The organism is Annamia dubia NIES-4383 (assembly GCF_055394725.1).
The window spans coordinates 1074917-1093897 of sequence record NZ_AP025630.1 but is presented as its reverse complement, the minus strand read 5'-3'; the positions used below and the strand labels follow the sequence as shown (position 1 = coordinate 1093897).

Genomic DNA, 18981 nt, shown 5'->3' with positions numbered 1-18981 from the left:
ACAACAATCTTATTATTAATCAAAAACATAGGTTATAATAGGATAGATAATTAATTCTTATTAATTCATGGTGTCACTACTTAATTTCACTTTAAACTAAATTTTAAAAACTTTTTTATTATGTTTAATTCAGATAATAAAAACCAATATAACCTTAATTTAGCAGAGTTAAAATCATTAACAAACTCTCTCCAAACTAAATTAAATCAAAAATTACAACGAAATAAAGAACTTAAATCAGAGTTAAATGAACAAAATCAGGAGCAAGATGGCAAAATTGATGCTACTTTGATTCAAAATTCATCTGGTACTATTCAAGAATTTCATAGTTTAATCGAGGAATATCAAGAAGAAAATCAGAGATTAAAAGAGCAATTACAGACAATTAAAGAAAGTGAACAAAGATTTCGTCAAATTGCCGAAAATGTGAGGGAAGTCTTTTTTTTAATGGACTCCGATAGCGATACAATGCTCTATATTAGCCCTGCTTACGAGAAAGTCTGGGGCAGAACAATTCAAAGTGCTTATGAGGATCCCCAATCTTGGTTGATGGCCATTCATCCAGAAGATTCTTGTCGGGCAATGGCCACGTTAGAAACTCAGTTTCGCACGGGAGATGAATTTGAAGAAGAATATCGAATTATTCGCCCAGATCAAACGATTCGCTGGGTGTGGGTGAGGGCTTTCCCCGTCAGGAATGATCATGGCAAAGTCGTGCGTTTTGTGGGCATAGCTGAAGATATTACTGAGCGTAAAGAAGCTGAGGAATTAATCCTTAAAAGTGAGGAAAAATTTAGATTAACTTTTGAAAAAGCTCCTATTGGCATGGCTATTACTGATTTGAAAGGAAATTTTTTGAAGGTTAATCAATCTCTTTGTGATGCTTTAGGCTATTCTCAAGAGGAGTTATTAAATTTAACTTTTGCCCATATTACCCATCCCGATGATCTGCCGATCCATCAAGCAAAAGAGCAGGAATTATTAAAGGGAAATATGAGTGATTTTCAAATGGAAAATCGTTATTTTGCTAAAGATGGGAGAATTGTAGATATAATTTTAAAAGTTGTTATTGTCAGAGATTCTGAAGAAATACCTTTACATTTTAATAATCAAATTATTGATATTACCGAAAGAAAGCAGATGGAAAAACAATTATTACAAGATGCTTTCTATGATTCTCTGACTAAATTACCCAACAGAGCTTTATTTATTGATCGTTTAGGTCAGGCAATTAAGAGAAGAAAAAGAGAACCTAATTATTTATTTGCGGTTTTATTTTTAGATATTGACCGTTTTAAAGTAGTTAATGATAGTATGGGGCATTTATTAGGGGATAAATTATTAATTGCGATCGCTCGGCGTTTGGAAACTTGTCTGCGGCCGATTGATACGGTGGCAAGGTTGGGGGGAGATGAATTTACTTTGTTAGTGGAAAATATTAATCATGTGGAGGATGCAACGGATATTGCAGAGCGGATTTATATGGCTTTGCAGACTTCTTTTAAAATTGATGGCCATGAAATTTTTACTACGGCTAGTATTGGCATCGCTTTATCCTCTGATAATTATCAGAATGCGGAAGAAGTATTAAGAGATGCGGATATTAGTATGTATCAGGCCAAAGAGCAGGGGAAAGCTCAGTATCAGGTGTTTGATCATTCGATGTATACTCAAGCCCTCAAACGCTTACAGTTAGAGAATGATCTAAGACGGGGTATAGAAAGAGAGGAATTTGAGCTTTTCTACCAACCAATTATTAATCTAAAAAATGGAGAATTGGCAGGATTTGAGGCTCTGATTCGTTGGAATCACCCTGAGCAAAAATATATTTCCCCCGCCGAGTTTATCCCGATCGCCGAAGAAACGGGTTTAATTGTTCCCCTTGGTACATGGATACTAAAACAAGCCTGTAGTCAGTTGAGAAAATGGAAGGATCAATTTCATCAAGATTATGCTTTTGTGATGATGAGTATTAATTTATCGGGGAAACAATTTTCAGATCCTCATTTAATTGAAAGTATTGACTCAGTTTTAAATCAGTATCAATTGCCCGGACATCATATAAAACTTGAAATAACTGAAAGTATTTTGATGGATAATACTGAAGCTGCTACCTATACCCTCAAAAAAATTCGTGATCTAAATATTCAATTGAGTATTGATGATTTTGGCACAGGCTATTCTTCTTTAAGCTATCTGCACCGTTTTCCGGTTAATACGGTTAAGATTGATCGCTCTTTTATCAGTCGGATTAATCCCCATGATGAAAATGGGGAAATTGTCAAAGCGATTATTTCTCTAGCTCATATTTTGAAAATGGATGTAATCGCTGAAGGGATTGAAAATACTATTCAATTAGCTCATTTACGCTCATTAAACTGTGAATACGGTCAAGGCTACTTTTTCGCAAAGCCTCTTAATGTCCATGATGCGGAAGCTTTAATGATGCGATCGCCACAATGGAAGTAATAATAAGGAATAAATAATAAATAATAAGTAATAAATAATAAATAATAAGTAATAAGTAATAAGCAAGAAATAATCAATAATAAATAACAAATAACCAAGAAAAGTTACCCTATGAAAGAATTAAAAGAAACCTTAAAAAAAATTTGGGGTTATGATGATTTTCGCTCTCCTCAAGCAGAAATTATTAATTGTTTATTAGAAGGCAAAGATAGTTTAATTATCTTACCTACAGGGATCGGAAAATCTCTTTGTTTTCAACTTCCTGCTATCTTAAAAGAAGGCTTAACTTTAGTGGTTTCTCCCCTAGTTGCTTTGATGGAAAATCAAGTACAAGAATTACAACAAAAACAGTTACCAGCTAACTTATTACATAGTCAATTATCACCCATTGAAAGACGAAAAATTTTAAAACAAATTGAAGATCAAACTTTAAGATTACTCTATTTATCTCCTGAAACTTTATTCAGTATTCCTGTGTGGGAAAAATTAATTAATCCTTCCCTTAAAATCAATGGATTAATTATAGATGAAGCCCATTGTTTAGTTCAATGGGGTGACACTTTTCGCCCTGAATATAGACGCTTAGGAATGGTGAGAGAATCTCTTTTAAAACATAAATCCCAAGGCTCAAAAATGGCGATCGCCGCCTTTACTGCTACCGCTAATTTACAAGCCCAATCTAATATTAAATCTACCTTAAAATTAACTCAAATTCAAGAATTTTTAGCCAGTCCCTATCGTCCTAATTTAAGCTTAAAAGTTAAAACAATTTGGACACCAAAAGGCAGAAAAAATGAAACTTTAAAATTTTTAGAAAAACATCAAAATAGTAGCGGTTTAATTTATGTGAGAACCCGTCAAGATAGCGAAATAATCAGTCAATTTTTACAGGAAAAAGGTTATCATAACTTACCCTATCATGCAGGGTTAAGTCCTGAAATAAAAAGAAAAGTTGAACAGGAATGGTTAACGGGAAAAATTAAATTTGTAGTTTGTACTAATGCTTTTGGTATGGGAATTAATAAAGATAATTTACGTTGGATTTTGCACTATCAACCCCCACAATTATTATCAGAATATATCCAAGAAATAGGCCGAGGGGGCAGAGATGGAAAACCAACACAAACTTTAATTTTAATGAGTGAACCAACGGGTTTATTAAATGGAGAAGATCAAAAAATTAATCAATTTTTTTTAGATCAACTAATTAAACAATATTATAGTGCTGAAAAAATTGCTCAACAATTACCAAAACAGGGTAAAATTGAAGATATAAATAAAGAATTTAAACAGGGTAAAATTGCTTTATCATTATTACATTATGCCGGAATAATTCAATGGTTATCGCCCTTTGAATATCAAAAAGTTTCTCAAGCTAAACTTGATGTTAAAAATTTAATTAATAATCATCAAAAAACTTATCAAGAAATGACAAAATATTTAACACTTAAAACTTGTCGTTGGCAATATTTATTAAATCAATTTGGCTTTAAAAAAGAAGCTTTTAATTTTAAATGTGGCCATTGTGATAATTGTCTAAATAATGGATAATTGATAATAAATAATTGATAATTTTTTTCCTTACTTTTTACTTTTTATGATGATTAATCTTGACGGAAGTACGGGGGAAGGTGGCGGACAAATTTTGCGCAGTAGTCTAACCCTCTCAGCCCTTACAGGACAAGCTTTTTGCCTTTATAATATTCGTGCCAACCGCCCTAAGCCCGGCCTTAGCGCCCAACATTTAACCGCCGTCAATGCGATCGCCCAGATCTGTAATGCGCACGTTATGGGAAATCAAATTAAATCTATGACTTTGGAGTTTAGCCCCCAAAGCCCACCACAGGGCGGAAAATACCTCTTTGATGTAGCCCAGACTCAGCAGGGGGGATCGGCAGGAGCGATCAGTTTAGTTTTACAAACAATTTTATTACCCTTAGCTTGTGCCGATCAAGACTCAGAAATTATCTTAAAAGGTGGCACTCATGTTCCTTTTTCTCCCTCTATTTATTATTTAGAAAATATTTATTTACCCACCCTTAACTTAATAGGAATTGAGGCAAAAATAGACTTAAAAAGTTGTGGGTGGTATCCCAAAGGAGGAGGAGAAATTAAGTTAAAAATTACAGGCAAAGGTCAAAATTTATTAGATAATTTAGGCAATTTAAACTTAATTAATCGAGGTTCATTAAAACAAATTAAAGGAGTTGCTATTGCCACAAATTTACCCGATCATATTCCTGAAAGAATGGCTTTAACTGCTACAAAATTATTAAGAGGTTATCATCCTTTAGTTAAGATTAAAACTCAAATTTTAGAAGGAATAGGAGAGGGGACGGGTATATTTTTCACAGCAGAATATCAAAAGATTAAAGCAGGTTTTTCAGCTTTAGGAAAAAGGGGTTTATCATCAGAAAAAGTAGCCGAAATAGCCGTCAAAGATTTTATTAAATTTCATCAAACTAAAAAACCAATTGATCAACATTTAGCCGATCAATTATTATTACCTTTAGTTTTTAGTCAAGAAAATAGTTATTATCAAGTTGAAGCAATCACTCAACATTTAATTACAAATGCTTGGGTAATTGAACAATTTGGCCTAGCAAAAATTGACATTGATCACCAATTCAATCAGATTGAAATTAAAATTTAATCTTCACAAATTAACTAGAATATTCTATACTGTTAAATTAATCAACATTTTTTAAATTATCATTATTAAATTAAATATTAATTAATAATATGAAATCTCTATCGGAATATTCTGAATATTTACAAGAATTAATAACAAAAGTTGGGATTACTAATTTAACAGAATTAAGTAATTTATCGGGAATATCTGAATGGCAATTATGGCGATTAGAAGCTGGATTATTGCCGAAAATTGAAGTAGAAAATTTATTAAAATTAGCTCAAATTTTAGAAGTTTCTTTATTAGAAATAATCGAAAAATTTTATCCTCAATCTTCTGAAAAAGAAGCAATTTTTAAAGAAGATCTTAATTCGATGACAAGTGATCATCAAAATTTAGCAATTGAACAAGAATATTTAAGAATTAAACAAGAATTAGCTAATCAAAAAGACATTTTAGAACAGGAATTTCAACAACAAACATTGGCAATTTTAGAATCATATTTAATTCAATTTCCCACTGTCATAGCAACAATTGAAAATAATCCAGAATTGTCCGCACAAAAAGTAATTCCCTTTATCAAATTTATCGAAAAATTGTTAGAAAAATGGAATATTCAAGCCATCGGGAAAGTCGGAGAAATAACTAATTATAATCCCCAATTTCATCAATTAATGGAGGGAAATACTGAAATAAATGAACAAGTAAAAATTAGATATGTGGGCTATCTTCAAGGAGAAAAAATACTTTATCGTGCTAAAGTTAGCCCAGTTACTACTTAATCAATTTATCAACTTTTATGATTAATAATTAATCTTATATATGTCAATTAATATGTCAAAAACAAAAGATATTTTAATATTATCAAATGGGCCAGGAGAAATTACCACTTGGGTGCATCCCGTTGTCAAGGCTTTAAGAGAACAATTAAAAAATAACAATGAAAATGTTAGAATTTCGGTTATTTTATCACCTTGCCCCCATCGTATGGGTACGGAAAAAGCAATTTTAGAAAGTTTTAAAGAGATCGATCGAGTACAAAATTCTGATCACTTTTTTGATTTTTTATTATGGGGAAAAACTCAAGAAAATTGGGATTGGGCTGAACAAGGTGTGGTGGTTTTCTTAGGAGGTGATCAATTTTTTCCTTTGATTATTGGTCAAAGATTAGGCTATCAAACGGTTATTTATGGCGAATGGGACGCTAGATGGTATCAATGGATTAATTTTTTTGGGGTGATGAAACCGGAAATTATTAATAAGATTCCCGAAAAATATCACCATAAATTTAAAGTTGTGGGTGATCTAATGGCGGATATTTCTATTAATAATTATGAGCAAAATTTAGGAGATCAAGAAAGAGAAATTATTGGTATTTTACCCGGCTCAAAACCTGCTAAATTAGCCCAAGGTGTACCTTTAATGTTAAGTATTGCCCAAAAAATCAAAGAAAGCCGTCCTCAAACTGATTTTATTTTACCAGTTGCCCCCACTTTAAACTTAGAAGAATTGGCACAATGGGCTGATCCAAACTATAATAAACTTACGAAAATATTTGATCAAATTTCGGCCAAATTAATCAAGATTGACCAGAAATATTATTTAGAAACTAACAATCATTTAAAAATAGAATTAATCAGGGAATTTCCCGCTTATCATTATTTAAAAAAATGTCAAATTTGTATAACCACAGTAGGAGCAAATACCGCCCAATTAGGGGCTTTAGCTATTCCGATGATCGTTGTACTTCCCACTCAACAATTAGAGGCGATGAGAGCTTGGGACGGGCTTCCGGGACTTTTAGTTAATTTACCTTTAGTGGGGACAATTTTTGCTAAAATTATTAATTGGATTGTGGTACAATATATTATTAAAAATAAACGCCTTTATGCTTGGCCTAATATCTGGGCTAAACGGGAAATTGTACCAGAATTAATTGGTAAATTACAAGCTTCTGAGGTGGCTCAACAAGTTTTAAATTATTTAGAAAATCCTGAAAACTTAATAGAAATTAGGGTAAATTTAAGTAAGGTAAGAGGAGAAAAAGGAGCGGCGACAAAATTTGCTCAATTAATTATTCAAGCCTTAACTATTTAATCCCATAAATTAATTAAAAATTAATTTCCCAATCTTCAAAGTTAATGTTAAGATAGATTTAATATTTTAAAATTTATGATGATCTAACTTATTTTAATTATGTTTAAAAGTTGCCTAATTTGTACCGATTTAACTGATGGTTTAACCAGACTTAAAGATTTTATTTCCGATTTAAGTCAAAGTGGCTTTAAACAAATAGTTTTTGTTCACAACGTGCCTTTATGGGAGGAGGGAACTATTCCTAGAATTGATCATGATAAAATTAAACAAGCACAGGATTTTTTTGCTCCTATTTTGTTAGAAAATCATGGAGAAATAGAGGTAAAAATTGAGGTTGTTTCTGGCCATGCCGTTGATAATATTCGCAACTTAATTAAACAATATCAATCAGAAGTTGTTTTAATGGGAACACCTCAAAGAAGTTTACTACAGGAAAAATTATTTGGTAGTATTAGTATGGCGGTAGAAAAAGCGGCCAAAATACCTTTAATGGTGTTACGCCGTCAATTCATTTCTGCTTTGACAGGGGAAGAATTAGCCTTACGTTGTCAACATCTTTGGCGATATTTATTAATTCCTTATAACGGGCAACAAAGCGCTAATCATTTATTAGAAAGTATCGAAAAAATAGTCAAAAATAATCATAATAATACCTTACAAAAATGTTTATTATGTTGGGTAATTGATGAAGGTGGAAGCAAAGAAATATCAAATTTTCATCAACAGGAAGCTACGGAAAAATTAGCACAAGTTAAACAAGAATTAGAAAGTTATGGCTTAGAAGTTTTAACTTTAATTAGAAAGGGAAATGCTAATTATGAAATTTTACAAGTGGCAATGGAATATGATATTAGTGCGATCGCAATTTCGTTAAATTATAAAAGAAATTTATTACAATTAACTGTATCTAATTTGGCAAAAGATCTACTTCTTAATAGTTGGTTTCCTATCTTATGTTTTCCTTTAGAAAAATAAAATTTTAGCCCTCACTTTGGGGGTGAGGGGATAAATTTTAAACTAAAGACTGTAAAGTTGAAACAAAATTAGGGTAGGAAATAGAGGCCGCTTCTGCACCGTGAATAGTGGTTTTTCCTTTGGCTTTTAAGGCGGCGATCGCTAAACTCATGGTGATCCGATGATCGGTATAACTTTCAACCTCTCCACCTATTAACTCACTATTTCCGGTGATTTCTAAACCATCGGAAAACTCAGTAATTTTTGCCCCCATTTTCGTTAATTCTGAAGCCATCACCGCCAAGCGATCGCTTTCTTTAACTCTCAATTCGGCCGCATCTTTAATTAGGGTTGTACCTTGGGCGAACACCCCCGCTACCGCTAAAATAGGAATTTCGTCAATTAAACGAGGAATAATCTCTCCTTCAATCGTACATCCTCTTAATTGACTCCCTTTAACTCTAATATCTGCAACGGGTTCTCCTGCAACTTCTCGTTGATTTTCGAGGGTAATATCTGCATTCATCATCTGTAATGCTTCTAATATACCAATACGAGTAGGATTAATTCCCACATTTTCTACTAATAAGTTAGAATTAGGCACAATTGCCCCTGCAACTAGCCAGAAAGCGGCCGAGCTTATATCCCCCGGCACAACTACTTTTTGACCAATTAGGGTAGGATAGCCCGTAACGGTGACGCTATTGGTATCAGGATCAATATCTAAGTTAGCTCCGAAAGCTCTTAACATCCTTTCACTGTGATCCCGTGATAGGGCGGGTTCAGTCACGGTGGTTTTACCCTCAGTCATTAAACCAGCCAGTAAAATGCACGACTTGACTTGTGCTGAGGCGATGGGAGAATGATAATGGATCGGCTTTAAATTTTGTCCTTGAATGGCTAATGGTGCTAATGTATTATTTTTTCTGCCCCAAATTTGCGCACCCATTTGGGTTAAAGGCTTGATCACCCTTGACATAGGGCGACTTCTGAGGGAATGATCCCCCGTGACGCTGAAAAAGCGATCGGGCTGAGAAGCTAATAAACCGAGCATTAAGCGGATCGTAGTGCCTGAATTACCTGCATTGAGTACATCTTGAGGTTCTTGTAATTTTCCTAAACCTATGCCTTTTACTATGACTTTTTCTTCATTTAACTCAGAAATTTCAGCCCCCATTTGTCTAAAACATTCGGCTGTACTCCGTGGATCCTCTCCTAATAATAATCCTTCAATGATCGTTTCACCCTCAGCGATCGCCCCTAACATCAGCGATCGATGGGAAATAGACTTATCCCCCGGAATTTTAACTTGACCTTGTAAACAAAGATCATGGCCAGGGGTGGTAATAATTAAATCTTGATGTTCTAAATTTTGTTGTAGAATAATTTGAGAGGATGACATAATTTAAAAAATAACAATAATAATTAACTAAACAATTATATCAAACAATGGATAATTAATAATGGATAATCAATAATTGATAATGGATAATTGACAATTGACAATAAATAATTAATAATAGTTAATTGATAAATACCAAAATAACTATTATTAAATAACTATTAACCAATAAAAAAATGAATCTTGATCAACAATTAAAAATATTAATAAAAAATGCTCCTCAAGATGGTGTTACTCCCCTTGTCATTGAAAAAGCGGTAGCCCCTGTCTTAAAAAGTTTTGCACAACAATTAGAACATTTAGAATATTATATATTACAAAATTTTCAAAAAAATTGGGTAGTTACAACTTTACAAAATCGAGCCACTCCCCAACTAGAAAAAAAGGTAATTTATGCCTTTACAACTTTACAGGATGGAAACAATTTTCAAGGTAAAAATGATCCTAATATTATTGCCACCCCTTTCCCTGTTACCCATATTATTTTTCAATTATTTGCCATGAAAGAAGTAGATAGTTTAGTCTTTTTTGAACAAGTGGGAAACTTAACAACAGGTACAGAAATTCATCAAAAAGATTTGCAAAATCATATTCAAACACAATTACAAAAATTTAGTCAAGAACAAAGAACTAAATCCAATTATATTCCTCCTAATTATGCTTAATTTGAAGGAGGGCATTTTAATTTTAATCATCATTTAACATTGTGTTTATATGTCTAAAATGAGCTTTAATCAGCTTTTTTTTAGCATACAAGAAGATCACATTTTGCTTTTCTTCTTCAGTTCCCCCCAATGCACGGGAATACAGTAGTATCTTTAGTCTTTTGTCAATTGTTCAAAAAATTGTACCCCGATCACTTATAATTAAACTTTCATTGCATTGAACAAAACAAAACTATAGTTAAATCTTATTGTCTCCGGTTAATATGAATCCCCGAAAATCACAACGTCGAACTAAAATTGTTGCTACTGTTGGGCCAGCTACCTTAAAACCTGATGTTTTACGTCGTTTGATTGAAGCAGGTGCTACCACTTTACGTCTTAATTTTTCTCATGGTACTCATGAAGATCATCGCAAAGCGATTTCTCTGATCCGTCAAACTGCTTTTGAATTAAATCAACCTGTCGGTATTTTACAAGATTTACAAGGGCCAAAAATTCGTTTAGGTAAATTTGAAAATGGTGATATTTATTTAAACAATGGTGATCCTTTTATTTTAACTAGCCGGAAAGTGGCTTGTACTCAAAAAATTAGCTATGTTAGTTATGATAAATTAGCCCAAGAAGTCCCCGAAGGTGCAACCATTTTACTTGATGATGGTAAGGTGGAAATGATAGTAGAAAAAATTGATCTCGCCCAACAAAATCTTCATTGTCGAGTCATTGTGGGAGGAGTTTTATCTAATAATAAAGGGGTTAATTTTCCGGGGGTTTATTTATCAATTAAAGCTTTAACGGAAAAAGATCGAGAAGATTTAATGTTTGGTTTAGATCAAGGTGTAGACTGGATCGCCTTAAGTTTTGTCAGAAACCCTCAAGATGTTTTAGAAATTAAAGAATTAATTAGAAATGCCGGAAAATCTGTCCCCGTGATTGTGAAAATTGAAAAACATGAAGCGATCGAACAAATGGAGGAAATTCTTGGTTTATCTGATGGTGTCATGGTGGCAAGGGGCGATCTTGGGGTAGAATTACCTGCCCAAGATGTACCTTTATTACAAAAACGGTTAATTGCAACGGCCAACGAGTTAGGTATCCCTATCATTACCGCCACCCAAATGTTAGACAGTATGGCCAATAATCCCCGCCCTACTCGCGCGGAAGTTTCGGACGTGGCCAATGCCATTTTAGACGGTACAGATGCGGTGATGTTATCCAATGAGACAGCCGTAGGTAAATACCCCGTTGAGGCGGTTCAAACAATGGCTAAAATTGCGGAAAGAATAGAAGGAGAAGAAGAGGATTTCCGCCCTATTTTTAAAATAACTAAGTTTAAAAATACTCCTTTAGGCATTTCTAGCAATAAACAATCCTTTAAATCTTCTATTCCCAATGCCATCTCAGAAGCGGTGAGTCAAATCGCTGAACAACTGGGTGCGGGTGCCATTATGACTTTAACCAAAACCGGAGCAACGGCCAGAAATGTGTCTAAATATCGTCCGAAAACTCCGATTTTAGCCATTACCCCCCATGTGGATGTGGCTAGACAATTACAGTTAGTTTGGGGGGCAAAACCTTTATTAGTGTTAGAATTAGCCTCAGCCAGTCAAACTTTCCAAGCCGCCATCACCATGGCACAGGAGCAGGAATTATTAAAAGATAGTGATCTGGTGGTAATGACGGCGGGAACTTTGCAAGGTGTTCCGGGATCAACTGATTTGATTAAGGTTGAGTTGGTAACGGCGATTTTAGGCAAAGGTGTTGGCATTGGCCAAGAATCCGTTAGTGGTCGGGCAAGGGTAGCTCATAATCCTCTACAATTGGGAGATTTCGCCCAAGGTGATATTTTAGTCACTTCGGGAACGAATGCCAGTTTTGTTGACATCATCCGTCAAGCTGGAGGTATTATCACGGAAGAATCTAGTTTAACCAGTCATGCGGCTACTTTAGGTTTAAGATTAGGAATACCCGTAATTGTGGGCTTTAAAAATGCGACTCAAAGCATTAGAGAGGGAACGATCTTAACCTTAGATGCGAGTCGTGGAATGGTTTTTTCCGGTACGAAGACTAATTAAATTCGTTATGCCCTAACCCACCTTGAACTTACACTGCTTTCAAGGCGGGGTATTGTCTAACTGCTAACTACAGTATTGCACAAACAGCAGTTAGTATGGTTTTTTGAATACGTAGGGTTATTAACTCAAGCCAAAAATTTGGACAATCTTGGACATTAGCGACCTAAATATTAAGAATATTTAAGATCTATTATAGTCAATAAGTGTTTGTGGGTATAATCACAGACAAACCTTGAACCAAGGTTCAAACATTTTATATCTAAAACTAGGGAAAAAATAGAATGCCTAAGATTGTATTAACCAGACTAAAATGTATACAAACATCGTCAGACGGTGCCGATGATGTATATGCAAAATTCTTTGTAGATGGCCAGCAAACCCAAAGATGGCCAATGCGTGGTGATATTGATATGGGCAGGGGGGATGAACAATTCATCAACCAGACATTTAGTTTTCAAAAAGATTTGAAGATCGAGTTGTGGGAATACGATTCGACTTCATCTGATGACTACATGGGCGCTTATATATTTTCTGCCACGGGTTCAGGTTCAGGAAAGATACTGATATCCGATCCCAAAGAAGGGAATATCTATGAATTGCGTTATGAATACCAGCTGGGGTAAAGGTCGCCAGACTTCATTCTGCCAAGTGTGTAGCGATGTCAGAGAGTGTCAATTCCGATCTCGTTAACAAGGCTTTCAATTTGTCAGGTGACGTTGCAGACGCCGCAGGTAAAGTCTTGGGTAAAACTTCCAACCCTAAAGCTCAATTGGTTGGAGAAGCTCTGGAGGCAGGTGCAACAGTGTTGAAACAAATTCCCGGCTTGGTAGATGCAATTGCTAAGGCAGGAAATTACCCAGATCAACTGTACATGACTTTTAGTAATCAACCGGGAATTGACAAGCGGTTTTGGCCAATGCCTGGTAAATACTATGAAATTTTAGCAGGTCAAATTGTACGGTTTGATGAATTGCGTTATCCTCTCATTCAGCCACTAGATATCACCCTTTGGGAATACGATTATGGTTCTGGAGACGATCACCTCGGAAGTTTTTCAATTGAAACGCATACAGACCCAGGAACTTATGTAAAAACAGTCACAAGTGCTAGTGAAGCGTCTATCTATTTAGTCGCATACACTGTGGCCGAAGAAGATTCGTAACTACATAGGACTTATGTAAGTGTCACATTGAGGAATGAAGAAATAGCCATAAAATCTTATGAATAAAGATTGTGGCTATTTTGTGCTGTTAATAAATATAAAAAATATTTATTTTGAATAAATTTAAAGAAGGTAATACTAATTAACCATAATTTGAGATTAAATTTTTTAATTGTTTTCAAAAAATAGCGATCTAAAAAAAATCTGAGTTCAATTTATTGAACGATCACTCTTAGCAATAAAATTGATTTCATTGCGAGTGAATTACTCACCGTGATCTCTTAAAGTGTTGATACTGCCTTGAAATGAATTTCAAGGCTAATATAAATCGTTCAATGAATTGAACTTAATTTATATTAGAAAGTATCACTTTTTTAATAATTTTTGATTTAATATTAGGAAATAGGGCAATTTCTAACAATAATTCAATCAACAATTATGACTGATGATTTAATTAATTATTTTAATCAAAGAAGTAAGACTTATGATCAAAGTGAATTTCATCAAAAATTTGCTCAAATTTTTGTTGAATATTCTCAAATTAAATTAGGTCAAAAAGTATTAGATCTTGCTACTGGTACGGGTTTAGTAGCCTTAAAAGTTGCTCAAATAATTGGCCAAAATGGGGAAGTTATGGGCGTTGATCTTTCTAAGGGAATGTTAGATCAGGCTCAAATAAAAATTAATCAATTAGGTTTACAAAATATCCAATTAATTTTAAGTAATGCTGAAAATATTGACCTACCTCAAAATTATTTCGATCGAGTTTTATGTTGTTCTTCTTTACATTATTTTTCCCATCTTGATCGAGCTTTAAAAAATTGGTATCAATTCTTAAAAAAAGATGGTTTAATCGTTGTGTCTGGATTTTCAACAAAGGCTTTTAATTTAGGGATTATCATTCGCAATATTTTAGCAGAATATGGTATCTATTTAGCGGATTTTAATGAGATGACAGCTAATGGAGAAAAATGTTATCAACTTTTAAAAAATGCAGGTTTTAATGATGTTACAATCAAAACAGAGCAGTTAGGGAGTTATTTAAGTTTAACCGAAGGGGAGAAAATGTGGGATAATATGGTAAAAAATCCTTTGTTTTCAGGTATAGAAAAGTTAACTTTCAAGCAACAAGAAAACGCCCGACAAAAATATCATCAACTAATCAAAAAATTGTTAACTCCCCAAGGTATTTGGAATGATACAACCACTTTTTTTATCCTTGGTAAAAAATAAAAGTAGAGTTCTATAATGATAAATTTCCACAAATCAAATAATATCTTTTTTCATTGATTTGAACTTTTTTTCCCTTTTTTACGTCTTAATATAAACAAGAACTAATTAAAGATCTATTTTTAACTATTTTTTAAGATTCTGTCAGATTAGGAGTAACAATGACAAAAACTAATACTAAAATTAATAAAACCGAGAAAAAACCGACTTTTTCTGTTGATCTAGTGCGTACCTATCTTAAAGAAATAGGTCGTGTCCCTCTCTTAACTCAGGAACAAGAAATAATTTATGGCAAACAAGTTTATAAAATGATGCAATTTATCGCTAAAAAAGAAGAATTAACGATGAGTTTAAAACGTGAACCTAGTTTAAGGGAATGGTCTCAATCCCTCAATTTAGAGGAAACTGAGTTACAAAAAACTCTTAATCAGGGTGATTATGCTAAACGTAAAATGATTGAAGCAAATCTGCGTCTAGTGGTAGCGATCGCCAAAAAATATCAGAAAAGAAATATGGATTTTCTGGATCTAATTCAAGAAGGGAGTTTGGGGCTGGAAAGGGGTGTAGAAAAATTTGATCCCACTAAAGGCTTTAAATTTTCAACCTATGCTTATTGGTGGATTCGTCAGGCGATCACAAGGGCGATCGCTCAACAATCTAGGGCGATTCGTTTACCCATTCATATTACGGAAAAACTCAATAAAATTAAACATATTCAAATGGAATTATCTCAGAAATTAGGGAGAAATCCCAATCATGCTGAAATTGCCCAATCTTTAGGCATCGAACCTTCCCAAATTCGGGAATACTTGTCGGCCGCTCGTCGTCCCATGTCTTTAGATTTAAAAGTAGGAGATAATCAGGATACAGAGTTAATTGAGTTATTAGAGGATAGCAATGAATCGCCGGAAAAATATATTACTCAAGAGTTAATGCGTCAAGATTTACAAATTTTAATGTCAGAATTAACTCCTCAACAAAGGGAAATTTTACATTTAAGATTCGGTTTAGGAGATGGAAAAGAGCTATCTTTAGCAAAAATCGGTCAAAGAATGAATTTAAGTAGGGAAAGGGTACGGCAGTTAGAAAGTCAGGCCTTGAAACAACTGCGCAAACGACACACTATTATTCAAGGTTATCTTGAAGCCAGTTAATAATGGACTTATAGGCGTTGCTCAATCAAGGTATGATAGGGGGGAGAGGCGATCGTTTATTAAAGCAAAATGTCCTAAATTGTCTGCCACAGTTAACACAGGTATGGTTTTGTTTGCCCGTTTGATGAGGAGTTTTTGTAAATTTCACTTCTATAATCACATCATACCTTTATTCAGCACCTCCCAATTAGTTTAAAAAAATCTATTGTAATTAATAATTTAATAATTAAAATGTTAATCTTTGTTGATTCATTTGTAACAAATATTTACAACATTTATCAATTTTTTAAAGTGGGGAAAGCAAAAAAATTAGACAATAGATCAATTTTTGATTAAAATAGAAGAATAGATTTTTTAATATTATTAATAATTTATTATTTATTATGATTAATAATCCAATTGACGATCTTTTAACGGAAATTAAGGCTGAATTTCAATCTAATCAATCACAACAAAATCAAGTTAATCCTTTAACTTCTGGCCATAATTCTTTATCAGAAAACTCTCAAATTTGCGATCATTCTAACTCAAAATTATCAGGAATTGATCAATTATTATCAGAAGTTAAAACAGAATTAAATCAAACTAATACATCTGAATTTAATTATGTTTCTGTTTCAAATACTGTCAAAAGTTCTCCCCTCAATCATCATTTATTAGATGATTTAAAAAGTGAATTGATAACAGAACAACAACAAAAATTAGAAGCTGAAAAAAGAGAAGAACAATTAAAATTAGAGGAGCAAAAACAACAAGCAGAATTAAGAGAAAAAAGAAGAAAAGAAGCCTTAACTCAAAAAGCTAAACAATGGTTAAAAAATTTAGATCCAAAATCGGAGGAAGGTATCTGGTTTGAGGATTTTTCCTATAATTATGAAAATAAATTACAAGCGGCTATTGATTATTTAGAAGCATTAAAAGAGGTTAATTTTCAGTGATCAAATAATTAAAGTGGCCACATCATTGCTTTAGTTTGACGTTTAGGAATTTTAATAATAAATTCCGTTCCCTTGCCTATTTCTGATAAACATTTTATACTGCCTTTATGATGTTCTACTATTATTTGATAACTAATAGATAACCCTAAACCCGTTCCTTTGCCAATAGGTTTAGTCGTAAAAAAAGGATTAAAAAGATGTTTTTGTGATTCTTCTGTCATGCCCTGACCATTATCAATAATTTTAATTAAAACATAGTTAGGATCCTGTGCTTGTTCTGTTTTAATTAAAATCATGGGAAAATTAAAAGTTTGTGCTTCAATGGTTAAAGGAGAAATTTTATTTTGAATAAATGACTCTTGTAAACTATCTATGGCATTAGAAATAATATTCATAAAAACTTGATTTAATTGCCCCGGATAACATTCAATTTCAGGAAGATTAGTATATTCTTTCATTACTTGAATACCTTGATGAGTGCCTTTTAACATTAGTTGATTTTGTAAGATTAGTAAAGTATTATCTAAGCCTTCATGAATATTAACTATTTTCATTTGAGATTCATTTAAACGGGAAAAATTACGCAAAGAAATTACTAAATCTCTAATTCTTTCTGCCCCTATTTTCATAGATTTAAGAATTTTATCTAAGTCTTCTTTCAAAAAATCTAGTTCAATTTCTTCCAATTTATTTTCAATATCTAAACTAGGTTTAGGATAATCTTGATGATATAATTCTAATAATTCTAATATTTGCGTAACATATTCTTGGACATAAGTAATATTGCCATAAATAAAGTTAACAGGATTATTAATTTCATGGGCTATTCCTGCTACTAATTGCCCCACACTTGACATTTTTTCTGTTTGAATTAATTTAAGTTGAGTATTTTGCAAAGTATTAAGGGTTTCTTGCATTTTTTCCGCTTGTTTTTTCAGATATTGTTCTGATTTTCTTAGGGCTATTTCTGCTTTTTCTCTCTCAGCAATATCCGCCTGTAATTTTTGATTAAGAGCCATTAATTCTTGAGTTCTTTGATTAACTTCTTCCTGTAATTTTTTATGATTCATTAATAACTGACTTTCCGATCTTTTGCGTTGAGAAAGTTCTTCAAGGAGACTTTGATTAGCTTTTTCTAATTTATCTGTTTTAGCTTCAATCATGCTTTCTAATATCTCAATTACACCATACATATCCGTAGGATTTAATATTTTTAATAAGTTAGATTGGGTAACAATTCCTTTTAATTCTCCGTGATGATCGGTAATAGCTAAACGTCTAATTTTTCGCTCATTCATCATTTGATTAGCTTCCCATAATGAGGCATTAGGCAATAAACAACAAAGGGGAGAACTCATAAATTCACAAGCTTTACTCTGTGCTAAATTCAATTTTAAAGCATGAAACTTAACAATATCTTTTTCTGAAATAATACCAATAGGAACTTTTTTGTGATCTTTTTCTTCAACAATAATAACCGAACTAATTTTATGAAAACTCATTAATTCCACAATAGTTAAAAGTGAATCATTAGCCTTTGCACAAATTACATTTTTTTCCATCACATCAGTAACAGAATGAACCCTAGTTAAAAGATTAACAGGTTTTAGTGATTTTCTAATAGTTTCATAAGTAATCATGCCAATGGGTTTACGATCAAAATTAACAATGGGTAAATGGCGGATTTTATGTTGATATAAAATAGAAAGAGCATTAAAAATATTTAAGCCCTCACTATATTGAAGACTGATCGGTTGTTTAGTAATAACATCTTTCATTATTAGATTATCTAACTCAATCTGATTGGCAGTTAAATTAACAAGATCTCTTTCCGTAAAAATGCCAATTAAAATATGATCTTGCGTTACTAAAACACAACTATTTAAAGCTTTCTCTCTCAAAAATAAAGGTGGTAATCTCCTATTTTTATCCCCTTCAAAACTCTCAGTTTGATTTATTTTTTGTTTATTTTCCGATAGATCATAACTAGACAAATGACTCATTATGGTTAAAACTTCCCGCACAGAAGTATTAACTTCCACTGTTAAAAAATTAGTATCAATGGCCGGATTCAACGATAATGATTGAGATAATAACCCATTTACAGACATATTAAAAATTCAATATTTAAAAACAAAGATTCAAAATTTAATTAGTCATTAGTTGTTTTTTGTCATTGTTAATGTTAAATTTATGATAAATTTAA

The 18981-nt window shown here is 32.8% G+C and carries 15 protein-coding genes; 13 read left to right on the top strand and 2 right to left on the bottom strand.

The window, feature by feature from the left end:
- Window positions 1-120 precede the first annotated feature (120 nt).
- The 6 genes from Anndu_RS05010 to Anndu_RS04985 all read left to right on the top strand — a co-directional run bounded on the left by Anndu_RS05010 (window position 121) and on the right by Anndu_RS04985 (window position 8173).
- Complete coding sequence (locus Anndu_RS05010; RefSeq protein ID WP_464103319.1) at window positions 121-2469, top strand: putative bifunctional diguanylate cyclase/phosphodiesterase; 2349 nt, start codon at window positions 121-123, stop codon at window positions 2467-2469.
- Between the two features lie 111 nt (window positions 2470-2580).
- Window positions 2581-4020, top strand: a complete 1440-nt coding sequence (locus tag Anndu_RS05005) for a RecQ family ATP-dependent DNA helicase (protein ID WP_464103318.1) — start codon at window positions 2581-2583, stop codon at window positions 4018-4020.
- Between the two features lie 46 nt (window positions 4021-4066).
- The gene (rtcA, locus tag Anndu_RS05000; RefSeq protein WP_464103317.1) at window positions 4067-5122 is read left to right on the top strand and encodes an RNA 3'-terminal phosphate cyclase; all 1056 of its coding nucleotides are present in this window, start codon (window positions 4067-4069) and stop codon (window positions 5120-5122) included.
- 89 nt (window positions 5123-5211) lie between these two features.
- On the top strand, window positions 5212-5883 hold the full coding sequence (locus Anndu_RS04995) for a hypothetical protein (RefSeq protein WP_464103316.1): 672 nt from the start codon (window positions 5212-5214) through the stop codon (window positions 5881-5883).
- 52 nt (window positions 5884-5935) lie between these two features.
- The gene (locus tag Anndu_RS04990) at window positions 5936-7198 is read left to right on the top strand and encodes a glycosyltransferase family protein (RefSeq protein ID WP_464103315.1); all 1263 of its coding nucleotides are present in this window, start codon (window positions 5936-5938) and stop codon (window positions 7196-7198) included.
- A gap of 99 nt (window positions 7199-7297) precedes the next feature.
- On the top strand, window positions 7298-8173 hold the full coding sequence (locus Anndu_RS04985) for a universal stress protein (RefSeq protein WP_464103314.1): 876 nt from the start codon (window positions 7298-7300) through the stop codon (window positions 8171-8173).
- 37 nt (window positions 8174-8210) lie between these two features.
- Here Anndu_RS04985 and aroA read toward each other — a convergent pair whose 3' ends face one another.
- The gene (aroA, locus tag Anndu_RS04980; protein WP_464103313.1) at window positions 8211-9554 is read right to left on the bottom strand and encodes a 3-phosphoshikimate 1-carboxyvinyltransferase; all 1344 of its coding nucleotides are present in this window, start codon (window positions 9552-9554) and stop codon (window positions 8211-8213) included.
- A gap of 176 nt (window positions 9555-9730) precedes the next feature.
- Between aroA and Anndu_RS04975 the strand changes: the two genes are divergently transcribed.
- The 7 genes from Anndu_RS04975 to Anndu_RS04945 all read left to right on the top strand — a co-directional run bounded on the left by Anndu_RS04975 (window position 9731) and on the right by Anndu_RS04945 (window position 16775).
- Window positions 9731-10219, top strand: a complete 489-nt coding sequence (locus Anndu_RS04975) for a hypothetical protein (protein ID WP_464103312.1) — start codon at window positions 9731-9733, stop codon at window positions 10217-10219.
- Between the two features lie 263 nt (window positions 10220-10482).
- The gene (gene pyk / locus Anndu_RS04970) at window positions 10483-12291 is read left to right on the top strand and encodes a pyruvate kinase (protein WP_464103311.1); all 1809 of its coding nucleotides are present in this window, start codon (window positions 10483-10485) and stop codon (window positions 12289-12291) included.
- 281 nt (window positions 12292-12572) lie between these two features.
- Window positions 12573-12914 carry a hypothetical protein gene (locus tag Anndu_RS04965; protein ID WP_464103310.1) on the top strand — a complete coding sequence of 114 codons (342 nt, stop codon included), beginning with the start codon at window positions 12573-12575 and terminating at the stop codon, window positions 12912-12914.
- Window positions 12915-12949: 35 nt separating this feature from the next.
- On the top strand, window positions 12950-13453 hold the full coding sequence (locus Anndu_RS04960) for a hypothetical protein (RefSeq protein WP_464103309.1): 504 nt from the start codon (window positions 12950-12952) through the stop codon (window positions 13451-13453).
- 438 nt (window positions 13454-13891) lie between these two features.
- Complete coding sequence (locus Anndu_RS04955) at window positions 13892-14686, top strand: class I SAM-dependent methyltransferase (protein ID WP_464103308.1); 795 nt, start codon at window positions 13892-13894, stop codon at window positions 14684-14686.
- A gap of 158 nt (window positions 14687-14844) precedes the next feature.
- On the top strand, window positions 14845-15837 hold the full coding sequence (locus Anndu_RS04950) for an RNA polymerase sigma factor, RpoD/SigA family (protein ID WP_464103307.1): 993 nt from the start codon (window positions 14845-14847) through the stop codon (window positions 15835-15837).
- Window positions 15838-16220: 383 nt separating this feature from the next.
- A complete protein-coding gene (locus Anndu_RS04945; RefSeq protein ID WP_464103306.1) occupies window positions 16221-16775 on the top strand; it encodes a salt stress protein, Slr1339 family in 555 nt (184 codons plus the stop codon).
- Between the two features lie 8 nt (window positions 16776-16783).
- Here the strand turns inward: Anndu_RS04945 and Anndu_RS04940 are convergent, their stop codons facing one another.
- A complete protein-coding gene (locus Anndu_RS04940) occupies window positions 16784-18886 on the bottom strand; it encodes a CBS domain-containing protein (protein ID WP_464103305.1) in 2103 nt (700 codons plus the stop codon).
- Between the last annotated feature and the right edge of the window lie 95 nt (window positions 18887-18981).

Bases quoted from the DNA above. Each gene is read 5' to 3' on its own strand.
- Anndu_RS05010 (WP_464103319.1), top strand. From the start codon at position 121: ATGTTTAATTCAGATAATAAAAACCAATATAACCTTAATTTAGCAGAG.
- Anndu_RS05005 (WP_464103318.1), top strand. From the start codon at position 2,581: ATGAAAGAATTAAAAGAAACCTTAAAAAAAATTTGGGGTTATGATGAT.
- rtcA (WP_464103317.1), top strand. From the start codon at position 4,067: ATGATGATTAATCTTGACGGAAGTACGGGGGAAGGTGGCGGACAAATT.
- Anndu_RS04995 (WP_464103316.1), top strand. From the start codon at position 5,212: ATGAAATCTCTATCGGAATATTCTGAATATTTACAAGAATTAATAACA.
- Anndu_RS04990 (WP_464103315.1), top strand. From the start codon at position 5,936: ATGTCAAAAACAAAAGATATTTTAATATTATCAAATGGGCCAGGAGAA.
- Anndu_RS04985 (WP_464103314.1), top strand. From the start codon at position 7,298: ATGTTTAAAAGTTGCCTAATTTGTACCGATTTAACTGATGGTTTAACC.
- aroA (WP_464103313.1), bottom strand. From the start codon at position 9,554: ATGTCATCCTCTCAAATTATTCTACAACAAAATTTAGAACATCAAGAT.
- Anndu_RS04975 (WP_464103312.1), top strand. From the start codon at position 9,731: ATGAATCTTGATCAACAATTAAAAATATTAATAAAAAATGCTCCTCAA.
- pyk (WP_464103311.1), top strand. From the start codon at position 10,483: ATGAATCCCCGAAAATCACAACGTCGAACTAAAATTGTTGCTACTGTT.
- Anndu_RS04965 (WP_464103310.1), top strand. From the start codon at position 12,573: ATGCCTAAGATTGTATTAACCAGACTAAAATGTATACAAACATCGTCA.
- Anndu_RS04960 (WP_464103309.1), top strand. From the start codon at position 12,950: ATGTCAGAGAGTGTCAATTCCGATCTCGTTAACAAGGCTTTCAATTTG.
- Anndu_RS04955 (WP_464103308.1), top strand. From the start codon at position 13,892: ATGACTGATGATTTAATTAATTATTTTAATCAAAGAAGTAAGACTTAT.
- Anndu_RS04950 (WP_464103307.1), top strand. From the start codon at position 14,845: ATGACAAAAACTAATACTAAAATTAATAAAACCGAGAAAAAACCGACT.
- Anndu_RS04945 (WP_464103306.1), top strand. From the start codon at position 16,221: ATGATTAATAATCCAATTGACGATCTTTTAACGGAAATTAAGGCTGAA.
- Anndu_RS04940 (WP_464103305.1), bottom strand. From the start codon at position 18,886: ATGTCTGTAAATGGGTTATTATCTCAATCATTATCGTTGAATCCGGCC.